The sequence below is a fragment of the Terrimonas pollutisoli genome, from assembly GCF_029360765.1.
Taxonomy (GTDB): Bacteria; Bacteroidota; Bacteroidia; order Chitinophagales; family Chitinophagaceae; genus Terrimonas_B; species Terrimonas_B pollutisoli.
Genome location: NZ_JARKNA010000012.1, coordinates 1 through 11815, shown reverse-complemented (window position 1 = coordinate 11815; position 11815 = coordinate 1). Strand labels below are relative to the sequence as shown.

The 11815-nt window shown below is 42.1% G+C and carries 11 protein-coding genes; 6 read left to right on the top strand and 5 right to left on the bottom strand.

The features are described from left to right. Nucleotides 1–75 precede the first annotated feature (75 nt). From P2W73_RS17385 to abc-f, 5 genes are all read right to left on the bottom strand, one after another. Nucleotides 76–468 carry an endonuclease domain-containing protein gene (locus P2W73_RS17385; RefSeq protein ID WP_276503356.1) on the bottom strand — a complete coding sequence of 131 codons (393 nt, stop codon included), beginning with the start codon at nucleotides 466–468 and terminating at the stop codon, nucleotides 76–78. A 212-nt stretch (nucleotides 469–680) separates the two neighbouring features. Further along, nucleotides 681–2420 carry a tetratricopeptide repeat protein gene (locus P2W73_RS17380; RefSeq protein WP_276503355.1) on the bottom strand — a complete coding sequence of 580 codons (1740 nt, stop codon included), beginning with the start codon at nucleotides 2418–2420 and terminating at the stop codon, nucleotides 681–683. Between the two features lie 226 nt (nucleotides 2421–2646). After that, nucleotides 2647–3072 carry an SH3 domain-containing protein gene (locus P2W73_RS17375; protein ID WP_276503354.1) on the bottom strand — a complete coding sequence of 142 codons (426 nt, stop codon included), beginning with the start codon at nucleotides 3070–3072 and terminating at the stop codon, nucleotides 2647–2649. Nucleotides 3073–3090: 18 nt separating this feature from the next. After that, nucleotides 3091–3594, bottom strand: coding sequence for a BON domain-containing protein (locus P2W73_RS17370; RefSeq protein WP_276503353.1), 504 nt, complete (start codon nucleotides 3592–3594; stop codon nucleotides 3091–3093). Nucleotides 3595–3774: 180 nt separating this feature from the next. Next, entirely contained in the window at nucleotides 3775–5796 is a 2022-nt protein-coding gene (gene abc-f / locus P2W73_RS17365; protein WP_276503352.1) for a ribosomal protection-like ABC-F family protein, read from the bottom strand. Between the two features lie 261 nt (nucleotides 5797–6057). Between abc-f and P2W73_RS17360 the strand changes: the two genes are divergently transcribed. The 6 genes from P2W73_RS17360 (at nucleotide 6058) to P2W73_RS17335 (ending at nucleotide 11677) form a co-directional block, all read left to right on the top strand. Continuing rightward, nucleotides 6058–6693, top strand: coding sequence for a DUF3347 domain-containing protein (locus P2W73_RS17360; RefSeq protein WP_276503351.1), 636 nt, complete (start codon nucleotides 6058–6060; stop codon nucleotides 6691–6693). A gap of 255 nt (nucleotides 6694–6948) precedes the next feature. Continuing rightward, a complete protein-coding gene (locus P2W73_RS17355; protein ID WP_276503350.1) occupies nucleotides 6949–8535 on the top strand; it encodes a M28 family metallopeptidase in 1587 nt (528 codons plus the stop codon). Nucleotides 8536–8853: 318 nt separating this feature from the next. Then, nucleotides 8854–9183 (top strand): hypothetical protein, encoded by a 330-nt coding sequence (locus P2W73_RS17350; protein ID WP_276503349.1) that lies wholly within the window; start codon nucleotides 8854–8856, stop codon nucleotides 9181–9183. Between the two features lie 95 nt (nucleotides 9184–9278). Next, nucleotides 9279–9680 carry a helix-turn-helix domain-containing protein gene (locus tag P2W73_RS17345; RefSeq protein WP_276503348.1) on the top strand — a complete coding sequence of 134 codons (402 nt, stop codon included), beginning with the start codon at nucleotides 9279–9281 and terminating at the stop codon, nucleotides 9678–9680. 52 nt (nucleotides 9681–9732) lie between these two features. Next, nucleotides 9733–10929 carry a tyrosine-type recombinase/integrase gene (locus P2W73_RS17340; RefSeq protein ID WP_276503347.1) on the top strand — a complete coding sequence of 399 codons (1197 nt, stop codon included), beginning with the start codon at nucleotides 9733–9735 and terminating at the stop codon, nucleotides 10927–10929. Nucleotides 10930–11059: 130 nt separating this feature from the next. Further along, nucleotides 11060–11677, top strand: coding sequence for a DUF4304 domain-containing protein (locus P2W73_RS17335; RefSeq protein ID WP_276503346.1), 618 nt, complete (start codon nucleotides 11060–11062; stop codon nucleotides 11675–11677). Nucleotides 11678–11815 lie beyond the last annotated feature (138 nt).

The window sequence follows — 11815 nt, the reverse complement described above, 5'->3', positions numbered from 1 at the left end:
AGCAGAGAACTATGCGTTGTCCCCCGCTGGCGGGGGAAGCACTTTGACCATGATAAAATTTCAATTGGGGGTGGATCAGACCTGTCGATTAATTTTCTTTTCAATCCAATCTTCCAGGTAATTAAAAACTGCCTGTATATTGTTCAACACTTCTTCATCGCTAAAACGAAGTACAGTAAAGCCAGCAGATTCCAGCGTTTTTTGCCTGATTTCATCCTTTTTAATGGCATCATCCCACTGATGTGTTATCCCATCTACTTCAATTATCAACTCTAATTCCTTGCACATGAAATCAGCAATATAATTCAACACCGGTCGTTGACGTCTGAACGGAAAACCTTTGAGTTGGCCCGCCCTCAAAATATATTTCCATAGACAAGCTTCTGCCTTGGTCATTTCTTTGCGCAAGCGGTTGGCATAAGGTTGCAAATTCTTATTGTAATAATAATTATCATGTTTTCTGACCATGTAATGAAATTATAAATATGCGAGCAACTAATCCACCCCCGATCGAAAATTTTCTAAGACCGAAGAACTTCCCCCGTCCCGATTGCTATCGGGAGGGATATTATACTGTCTCATTTTCGCATGGTATAATGCTATTCAGGGACTTTTTCGTAACACTCAATATGAGCCTAAACCGTGGGATGTTAATATTGGCTGCTGAAAAAAAAGACACATTAAAGAACAGGGCCATACAACTGTATATCTGCTTTTGCAAAAGCCTTTTTGAAACGGGCCAGCATCTTTTCCGCGTCATTTTTTCTACCCTCGCTCATGAGTACCTGGTACAAACCAAACAGGGCCCAACCGTTTTCATTATTGGAGCGAAGGTCTTTTTCAAAAATATCTTTGGCTTCATTAAATTTTTCAGCTTTTAAAAAAGCATTACCCAAATAATGTTTTGGATTAAGCATCCAGTCACGGGGTTCGTTATACACGATATTATCTTCCGTTACTACAGCCTTTGTATAAGCGGCGATTGATTCGTCAAATTTTTTCTCGGCCAGGGCAATGCTTCCTCTCAGTAAATTTTCCGCAACAATTGCACCATCCAGCATTGGTGAGAAGGGAGGCATGCGCAATGTAAGTGATGAATCGGATTTTAATGATAGCAACGCTTCCAGTTCCTGTTTGGCCTCTTTTAATTTGCCCTGGCGGGCCTGGGCCATACCTCTTCCAAAATGATAAAGAATAGTTGAGTATACGTGGCTCTTATCCGGCGCCGCCATCGACAATAATTCACTCCATTTACCAAAACGGATATAGACCAGCACGGGAGTCATATGGATATATTGCGCATAATTTCCAAATGCATCGCCTGTACTTAAATATGCTGCAGGAACGCTATTCACTGTTTCATTGGCTGATTGAATAGCATATGCAGCGTTGCCTTCCATCATGGCATGGTTGGTTTGCATGTGCAGGTTGTGGATGATATAGATAAAATCGCCGGCCGCTACCGGTGCAAACAATTTTAAATAATTTTTATAAGCCTTCACGGCATTTTCATTCACCAACGAACCTTTTTGATAATTACCGGTGCGCAGGTAAATATGTGAGGGCATGTGAACCAAATGAGAAAGACCAGGGTGTGATTCACCCAGCCGGTCAGCACTGGGCAACGCTTTGGCGGCAAAAGGAGAGGGCTCCATCACATGGATATAATAATGGTTGGCGCCGGGATGATTGGGATTTTTGCTCAATATTTTTTCCAGCACTTCCCTGATACGGGGTGTCCATTCTTTTGGTTTACCATTGGTGTACCAAAGATCCCAGGGATGCTGCAGCATCAGTGCATCAGCATATAAAGCGGCAACGTCTGCATCACTTGGGAATTTTGCATACGCTTCCTTCATTTTACCGGCATACAACTGATTCAACCTATCACGGCTTTCAGAGGAATCCTTTGAATAACGAACCGTCTGCGCCAATATCAGCATTTTATCTTTATCGCTGCTGTTAGCTGACATCGCCAATGCTTTTTGCGCTATGGCATAGGCGTCTTGTTTTTCGGCATAACTGCCACCATCATTAATATTCGGCCCATAGGCCAAAGCCTGTGCCCAATAAAACATAGCATTGGAAGAATCCAGTCTTGCCGCCTTTTTAAAAGACGCCATGGCTTCAATAATGTGAAAGCCATAATACATATTGATGCCCTGGTTAAAATAAAACTGGGCGCTGTCGCTCCTGGTATTGATGTTCCATTTATAATTACCAGCGCCTGGCATAGGGGGGATGTCAACTTCTTCGATCCAATCTTTCAATTCGTTCCAATCAGGACTACAGCTAATGATATTCCTTTTCGCATAGATATTATTCTTTGAGGATGTTTCGGGAACCGCTGATTCATGAAAACGAAAAGCCAGCAATAAAGCCATCGCCGCAGCGGGAACAACAAGTAATTGCAATTTCATGGTTTAATGGTTGAGATAATAAAAGTTACGAAAAAGAAAGCATTTGAATGCTGTGGATATTTTCAAATGTGCGGATTCATAAAGTTGGAAATATGGTTTAGTATTCCAACACGACTCTCAACGCCAGGATTATATCATTTGCAGATGTCTGCTAGTCCGACATTTTTCTTAATAAAAAAGGTTGCCTGCATTTGCAAACAACCTTTCTTTTATAGACGCTGAGTTTTTAGCTTCCTTCCGGCGTAAGATATTGGGCATAGGCATAGCCCTCTTCTCCGTCCTTTGTTCTTACCAGCCACCACTGGTCGTTGGTCTTGCTTACGAGGGTTACTATTTCATGATGAGCTGCTTTACCTACTATCGGCTGATCCGTACCAGGGCCTTTACGGATATTCAGGTTCGATTTCTCCGTGGTCACTTTGGCTTTGGTTCCCGGTGCAGCAGGAGCCACGTTTACATTCATCACCACATCGCCTGAGAGAAAATCGGGATCTATTTTTCCATAGATATTCCAAAGCTGATCTTTTACCGAACCATTGGGCGCCACACCATCGATGTATAAAACACCGTCCTGCTCACGAACCTGCAAATTGCTTACCCCTGATGTAGCAGCAGCATCAGTGAGTTCTTTATATTTATCCTGTAGTGCCATAGTTGTAGTTTTTAGTTGTTATTTAGAAATTTTTAATCCGGATGCATCAACCCGTTTAGGTTTCAAACCATCCAAGGCTATTTTCAATTTCTTCCAGGCATCTGATTTCAATTCTCCTGATACAGAGATCACCCCGTCTTTTACTGTTGCTGTCACGGTGGGAAAATCCTTGGTAGCGTCACGTACTGCTGCCGTAAGCGGATCATCGGCTGTGATCTCAACCGGAGGTGCTGGCGGAGCAACACTAACATTGTTCTGCACGGATTTTACACCCTTGACGGCAGTCGCCAATTCTGATGCTTTTGTTTTTGCTTCTTCTTTTTGTGTTTCGCCACTCAGCGTAACAACGCCATCTTTTACATCTACCATTAATCCATTGGTTTCAGGATTGGCCCGAAGGGCGGTCTCAACAGATGATTTTACATCCGCATCTTTTGGTTTCGACTTGCATCCCGGCGATGTACTGCTAATAAGCGCTACCGTGGCAAACAATAATAGCAACCTGCTGATTTTTTGTTTCATTTGCATGGTTTTAATTTTTTTACCCAATAAAATTGCCACAACCTTGCCTGCGTTCAACAAACATGATTGTGGCTTACTTTCATTGGTTTAGGTTTTGATACATATCTTAAGTTATTTCTTTTTGCATGCCATTGCTGCAAAAGAAAACGTATCACAAAGTTTATACCAACAAAAAAATGGCTACTTGCCTTCCAATGAAACGATCAGTTCAAAAGTCTTTTCGTACCGGACATTTAATTTTTCCAATTCTTCCGCAGCTTTTTTATATTCTGTCTCTGCCTGCAAAAATTTATTTTTATCAGAATAAGTGGCAGGATCACTCAGGGAAGATTCCAATGCTGCTTTCTTTGTATTCAGCTCAGCGATCTGTTCTTCCAGTTGTTGAAAAATACGCTGCTGTTTCTGCAGTTCCTTTTTTACCTCTTTATTAATTGGTGCAGCAGTTTGAGGTTTGAAGTCTGAAGTTTGAGGTTGAATGTTTGACGGCGCAGGTTTAGTTATTGTCTTTTCATTAACCCTGGGCGAAGTCGAAGGGTTCACTTCTGCCTTTTGACTTTTCACTTCACCTTTTTGACCACCCGCTTCCATTTTCGCCTGCTTAGCCATTCTCTCTTTCCACGCCACCCATTCGTCATAGCCACCTTTGAATTCTTTTACCTTGTGATCTACGATCTCCCAAATTTTGTTGGCTGTTTTGGAAACAAAATACCGGTCGTGGCTAACGAGGATAATACTGCCCTGGTATTTGTTTAACGCATCGATCAACAGGTCGCAACTATGCATATCCAGGTGGTTGGTAGGTTCATCCAGCATCAGGAAGTTGGCTTTGCTCACAATTACCTTCGCCAGTGCCACCCTTGCTTTTTCACCACCACTTAATATTTTTATTTTTTTATCGGCATCATCGCCACTGAATAAAAAGCAACCCAACAAACCACGCAGCTCCAACTCATTCATCTGGCTGCCGCATTCTTTCATCTCATCCAAAATGGTATTGTTGACATTCAGCGCTTCGAGCTGATGCTGTGCATAGAAACTTTCTTCTACATTATGTCCCCATTTTCTTTCCCCGCTGTCAATTTTTTCTACACCGGCAATAATGCGCAGCAGGGTAGACTTACCTTTTCCGTTGGCGCCGATCAATGCAATCTTATCGCCACGATCGATTTCGATAGAAGTGTCTTCCACGATTACATTATCGCCAAATGATTTGGATACATGTTTCAGTTCGGTCAACACCCGGCCCGGTACTTTATCCACCCTGAAGTTGATACGGATATCAGGGCGTTCCATTGCCACGTCTTCAATACGCTCCAGCTTATCCAGTTTTTTCATGATGCTTTGCGCCATGGCCGCTTTACTGGCTTTGGCCCTGAAACGTTCTACCAGTCTTTCATTCTGCCGTATATAGTCCTGCTGATTCTCGTAGGCCTTTTGCTGCATCTCAATACGAATAGCTTTTTCCTTTTCATAAAAATCATAGTTGCCATTGTAGATATGCAGTTGCTGCTGGTACACTTCCACGATCTTTGTCACCATGCGGTTTAAAAAATATTTATCGTGGCTCACAATTACTACCGATCCCTGGTAATGTTGCAAATATTTTTCCAGCCATTCGATAGAAGGAAGATCAAGGTGGTTGGTCGGCTCATCCAGCAATAGCAAATCGGGTTGCTGCAAGATCATTTTAGCCAGCAATACCCGCATCCGCCATCCACCACTGTATTCTTTATAAGGACGATTGAGATCGGCATTGGAAAAACCAAGCCCCTGTAATACTTCTTCTGTCTTATGATGAATGTTGTAGCCACCCAGTGTTTCCAGTTCATGCAACTTGTCGGTGTATTCATACAAAGTTTTTTCGTCACCGGTTTTTTCGAGCTCTTTACCCAACTCTTCAATTTCTTTTTCCAGTTGCAACACTTTTTCAAATGCACCCAATGCTACCTGTAAAATACTGTCGTTGGTATCAAAGCTCAACAGATCCTGGTGCAGGTAACCAATGGAGGTAGTGCGGCTGCGCTCTACCGTGCCGGCTGAAGGAGAATATTGTCCCACCAGTAATTTCAATAGAGTTGATTTGCCTGTACCATTATACCCGATCAGGCCGATACGTTCGTTGGGTTGTATATGCCAGGTTGCATCTTCAATGATCACCCTTGCGCCAAATTCAAACGTCACATTTTGTAATCCTGCTAACATGGAAAGTTTTAAAGTTTTTAGTTGTTAAGTTTTATAGTTCAGGGCCGGGTGTTCAAGGTTGAAACCGCTATACATTAGTCCGTTTATTCGTTAATTGGTTTATCTGTATTCATCCATTCCTGTTATCTCATTGCACACTTTCACGTTCGTATATTCCTGCATTTCCATATTTCCACACCCGCCGAAAAATTCGCCGCAAAAATAAGGATTACCGGCTCTACCGGCTTTGATTTACATTTGTGAAAAATATTTCTATTCTTCATGAAAAAGGTTTTCGCTATTCTCGGCATTATATTGTTGCTACTGGCTGGCTATATATGGTATGCATTTAAGGGTAAAAAAGGGCCTAAGGGGCCAAAACCAGTTGCACTGTCAGTTAGTAAACACAGCCCGGCATTCAATCAATCGGTGCAAACGGCGCTGGATGCTTACTATGGCATGTCGGAAGCCTTTGTCAACTGGGATACTGCGGCGATAGCCACGCAGGGCAACCAGTTAAAAACAGCCCTGGATAGTTTGAAGATTGAAGAGCTGAAGGTAGATACCACCGGCATTTACGAATCGGCGCTTGATCCATTGAGCAATGCCAGGAATGAGATCGCCAATATATTAAAAGAACCTGCTATTGATCAAAAGCGAACTGCTTTAAATAATTTATCAGAGAACCTGCGTCTCTTGTTTATCGTAGTGAAATATGACCAGGGCAAATTGTATTGGCAGGAATGTCCTATGGCGTTTGGTGAAGATCAGCCGGGATATTGGCTCAGTAAGACCGATGAGGTGCGCAACCCTTACCTGGGTACTAAACATCCGAAATACAAGGATGGCATGCTGAACTGCGGCGGCCCCAAGGATACTATCAATTTTATATTGCCTGATACTTCAGTGAATAAATAAGCGGGAACGCTGATCATGATGATTATGATGATTGGCGCAGTTATGTTTCCATTAGCTAGTAGCCTGTTTTGAACTCACGGAAATAATAAATGCCATTTTTTAATGTTGCGGAATCTAATTCCCCACTCAAATCCTGCTAAGCATAATCATTTAAAAATCTCTGTTCTTCCGAAAGTTTTTACTTTCCACTCTCGTCTAAGTTCCGGGCTTCAATCTCACCCGGAATTCATTTTACTTTTTAAAACAACAATCAACATGAGAAAACTAAAGGCTTTAGGGTTATTTCTTTTTGTTACACTGTCCGTTTTTGCCCAGGAAAAACTGGATCTCACCACTATCAACAAGATCAAAGAAGAAGGCACAAAAAATTCAAAGGTGATGGACATCGCTTTTCACCTGACCGATGCTAATGGCCCAAGGCTTGCCGGGTCGCCCGGCTACACCAAAGCCGCTAACTGGGCCAAATCGGAATTAACCCAATGGGGATTGGTAAATGCTAACCTCGAACCATGGGGTGAATTTGGAAAAGGGTGGGAGCTGCAAAAAAGCTACGTGGCATTGACCGCACCTTACTACAAGCCCATGATCGCTTATCCCAAAACATGGACAAAGGGCACCAAAGGTTTGCAAAGCGCAGAGATAATGATGATCGAAGCGAAAGATTCTGCCGACCTGGAAAAATATAAAGGCCAGCTTAAAAACAAAATTGTTTTATTGTACCGCAATGATACCCTACGTCAGACATTCACTGCCGATGCGAGGCGCTTCAGCGATGATGATTTGGATAAAATGGCCAATGCCAAACCACAGCAATCACGTGGACAAAGCCAGGGCACCGATACCGCACAGCAACGCCGCATGCGGGACTTTCAGCGCAGCCGTGGCGCCGGATCTGTTGCCAACAAACTAAAAGAGCTGGCCGAAAAAGAAGGTGCCATTGCGATACTAAGTTCCAGCCCAAGGGGCCATGACGGAACCTTGTTTGTACAGGGTGGGGGGGCTTATGCTGCCGGATCGCCGGATAATTTTTTAGACATCATGATCACGGCAGAAGATTATGGAACCATTTGCCGGCTGGCAAAATCAGGTATTCCGGTTAAGCTGGATGTGGATATAAAAACAACGTTCAACGAAAAAGATACCAAGGGATATAATGTAGTAGCGGAAATAAAAGGAACCGATCCTGCATTGAAAGATGAGATCGTCATGCTCGGAGGCCACCTCGATAGCTGGCAGGCAGCTACCGGTGCTACCGATAATGCGGCGGGCTGCTCCGTGATGATGGAAGCCGTTCGCATCTTAAAAGCATTGAACATACAGCCACGCCGTACGATCCGCATCGCTCTATGGGGTGGCGAAGAACAGGGATTGCTGGGTTCAAGAGGCTATGTAAAAAATCATTTTGCCGACCCGGCTGATATGGTATTAAAACCGGAGCACAGTAAATTTTCCAGCTATTTCAATATTGATAATGGTACGGGCAAGGTGCGGGGCATTTACCTGCAGGGCAATGAAAAAGTAAAAGACATTTTTACACAATGGCTGGCGCCATTCAATGAAATGGGAGCAAAGACGGTTACCATCTCCAATACCGGTGGCACCGATCACCAGTCATTTGATGCCGTGGGCTTGCCGGGTTTCCAGTTTATACAGGATCCTATCGAGTATGATACACGGACACACCATACCAATATGGATTCGTACGATCACCTGGTTGCAGAAGACCTGCAACAGATATCGGTAATTGTAGCATCCTTTGTGTACAATGCAGCGATGAGGGATGAAAAGCTGCCCCGCAAAGAACTGCCGCAACCAAGAGGCGGCGGGCAGCGTGGATTTTAAATTGTTATTTAACCTGACCGCTTTTAAGAGTTCCTTTAGCAAGGGACTCTTTTTATTTCCGGCAGGTCGAAATGCCCCTGTCACGGCATCCAACCTGCAATGGTCTTAGCGATGGCTGTTTCATACGGAACGGTGAGTGGCTTACTACATTTTGAACGCTTTTACCCTGCCTCGGCCATACATTATCCTGCCGGTATCCAGCCTTTGACAGCGTGTTTGTCTCGTCCTAAAGTAGCGATTGTTAAATTGGGTTACGGGCGGAAAATAATACAGTATTAATACGGTTGCCTCAATTAGCTTTATTTGTTTTCTTTCATTATGGCCAGACAAGCAGGACCAATCAAAATAAAGGGTACCATTTGTGGTATTTGCTTTTACCAGTTGGGCAACGATCATTATGCCCGAAAGAAAAGCTCATTATCCGGCAAAAGGGTAAAGACAGGTAAAGCTTTCCGGGAGACAATGCGATATGCCAGACTGTTAGCCAAAGCGTCAGTCATCGGGTCGTTTATCTACCGGCAGCTTCCAATATACAAGCGTGATAGGAAGGTATACCAGTGCCTGACGGGCCAGGCCATGCAAATGCTGAAGGAGGGCTTGACAGAAAAGCAGGTAATAAAAAAATTACAAAAGAACCTGGTTGACTGAGTTACTATTCAGGCGCCTGGCTGTTTGTAATTTACCGATGTGCGATTGTTTTTTACAAGGGTCGGATAATTTATCTTTACCCAAACGGAATTGTTATGACAGAAAAAACAGTACATGAGGGCCGCAACGTAAAAAGGATAAGAGAAATACTTGGCATCAAGCAGGAGGCGCTGGCGATGGAGTTGGGCTTAAGCCAGCAAGCTGTGTCAGCGTTGGAGCAGAAAGAAGCTTTAGATAAGGAGATGCTGGAGAAAGTGGCAAAGGCATTAAAAGTACCGACTGACGCAATAAAAAATTTTTCTAACGAGACTGCTATCAATATAATTTCAAACACTTTTAATGATAATGCCGTTAATATGAATTATCAATGTACAATCAATCCATTTGAAAAGTATATTGAGGCAATGGAGGAAAACAAAAAACTGTACGAAAGATTATTACAAACTGAAAGGGAGAAGGTAGCCTTACTGGAAAAAATGGTTGCAGATAAAAAATAAGTAATCCTTTCCCCTTTAATGAATTTTCCCTTTACATTTTGTAAATTCAGGTATGACACCGGTAAGCCTGAAACCACTTTACCACCGCCAACAGGAATGTATTGGTATTTATTACGACAATAATACCGCTCTCAACAGTATTATTAGAAAAATAACCGGGATTAAATGGAGCCAGACAAATAAATGCTGGTGGCTTCCATTAAGCAAGATGCATTACAATCTCGTTTATTTTGCCATAAAGGATAAGGCCGTTATTGACCAGTCAACGCTGCATGCCTACCTGGCCGCCAAAAAGAAAAACAGCCCTTCTATCCCCGCAAATAAAGTTATACAAAAAGAGCCTGCTGCTTCGGGCGGCAAAATAATTACTGCCGGTATAAAAGGCTTAATACATCCAGTCAATAGGCATGTACTTTCGTCTATGGAGCAGATATTAGTATTGAAATCATATAGCTCATCTACGAAGAAAACATACCTGAATGAAATGGCTGTGTTTTTAAAAACCATTAAGCATCATCCTGCAGACATATTCAATACTGGCAGAATAAAAGATTATCTGCAATACTGCGCAGATAAATTAAAACTGACAGAAAACACACTGCATAGCAGGATGAATGCGCTGAAATTTTATTATGAGCAGGTGCTGAAAAGGGAAAAGTTTTTTTGGGATATACCAAGGCCAAAAAAAGCGATCCAATTGCCAAAAGTTTTGAGTAAGGAAGAAATAGCCGCATTGCTCCGGGCTATTATTAATATAAAGCATAAAACGATGATCATGCTAGGCTATAGTTGTGGATTGCGTGTAAGTGAGATCACGGGGTTACTGGTGACGGATCTTGATGAAGACAGGAAATTGCTGATTGTGAGAAAGGGAAAAGGTAAAAAGGACAGGGTGATCAGTCTGAGCCCGGCCATGTTGGTAATGCTACGGGAGTATAAGTTAGCTTATCATCCATGCCAGTTTTTGTTTGAAGGGCAAAAAAGGGAGAGGGCTTATAGTGTCAGAAGCCTGGAGTCAATCATACACGCAGCCAAAGAGAAAGCTGGTATAAAAAAAGGTGGAAGTATGCATATGCTACGGCATAGTTTTGCTACCCATTTATTGGATAAAGGAACTGATGTGGTTTTTATCCAGAAACTTCTTGGGCACAATGACATAAAGACCACATTGCGTTATTTGCATGTTTCCAACAAGGATATTTTGAATATTTTAAGTCCAATCGAGGACATAAAAGAGCTGATAGTGTAGTTGTATTGTCGCAATTCATTTGCTTCTTGCATAAATGCGATTAAATTATTGATAATGAAAGCAACAATATTTTTTTACACCGATTTAGGGTTTCGTATATTGCGATAATACACACGTTAGCTGTTATTTTATGAAGACCGTTACAGAACAAAATTTTGACATTATAATTAAGGATTGTTTTCAGAAAATTTTAAAGCCATTGGGCTTTAAAAAGAAAGGGAACAATTTTTATCGACAACTTCAAGACCTTGGACAAATTATAAATGTTCAAAAAAGCTCGTTCTATTCAAAAGACCATATCTCTTTTACAATTAACACAGGACTTTTCTTACCTGAATATTGGCTGACTTTTTATACGTACCATGACGGAACAATTCCAGAATATCCTACAGAACCAATTTGTGCAATCAGACAAAGAATTGGTAAACTGAAATACAATATTGACAAATGGTTCGACGTAGATTTAAATACTGACATCGAAGAACTAAAAAGAGAGATGACAGACAATGTTCTCAACTTCATTGTTCCGTATTTTGAAAAAAGCAAAACTAAATCTGACATATCACAATTATTACAAGACCAGAATATTAACCTGGACAAGTTTGTCAGACTTATAATTTTTGGAGAGTACAAGCAGTTTGATAATGCACAATCGGAGTATGACAAACTTAAACAAGACAAGTACACTTTTAATAACATGAAATCAACGCTGTTTGAGTATAGGGATAAATACAAATTGACGGACTAAAACAACAGCTAACAACTAAGAGTTCGTCGGGCCTGAAGGGCCAACGATGAACTCTTAGTTGTACGGAACCTGCTGGTAGGCGTTGCTTGTAATTATGGGGATTGGTGTGTGGAAGACGTGGTTGATGCGGATGTTAAA

What these genes read in the sequence shown, in the direction of transcription:
- P2W73_RS17340 (WP_276503347.1), top strand. Translation starts at nt 9,733, where the DNA reads ATGACACCGGTAAGCCTGAAACCACTTTACCACCGCCAACAGGAATGT.
- P2W73_RS17360 (WP_276503351.1), top strand. Translation starts at nt 6,058, where the DNA reads ATGAAAAAGGTTTTCGCTATTCTCGGCATTATATTGTTGCTACTGGCT.
- P2W73_RS17385 (WP_276503356.1), bottom strand. Translation starts at nt 468, where the DNA reads ATGGTCAGAAAACATGATAATTATTATTACAATAAGAATTTGCAACCT.
- abc-f (WP_276503352.1), bottom strand. Translation starts at nt 5,796, where the DNA reads ATGTTAGCAGGATTACAAAATGTGACGTTTGAATTTGGCGCAAGGGTG.
- P2W73_RS17370 (WP_276503353.1), bottom strand. Translation starts at nt 3,594, where the DNA reads ATGAAACAAAAAATCAGCAGGTTGCTATTATTGTTTGCCACGGTAGCG.
- P2W73_RS17355 (WP_276503350.1), top strand. Translation starts at nt 6,949, where the DNA reads ATGAGAAAACTAAAGGCTTTAGGGTTATTTCTTTTTGTTACACTGTCC.
- P2W73_RS17375 (WP_276503354.1), bottom strand. Translation starts at nt 3,072, where the DNA reads ATGGCACTACAGGATAAATATAAAGAACTCACTGATGCTGCTGCTACA.
- P2W73_RS17380 (WP_276503355.1), bottom strand. Translation starts at nt 2,420, where the DNA reads ATGAAATTGCAATTACTTGTTGTTCCCGCTGCGGCGATGGCTTTATTG.
- P2W73_RS17345 (WP_276503348.1), top strand. Translation starts at nt 9,279, where the DNA reads ATGACAGAAAAAACAGTACATGAGGGCCGCAACGTAAAAAGGATAAGA.
- P2W73_RS17335 (WP_276503346.1), top strand. Translation starts at nt 11,060, where the DNA reads ATGAAGACCGTTACAGAACAAAATTTTGACATTATAATTAAGGATTGT.
- P2W73_RS17350 (WP_276503349.1), top strand. Translation starts at nt 8,854, where the DNA reads ATGGCCAGACAAGCAGGACCAATCAAAATAAAGGGTACCATTTGTGGT.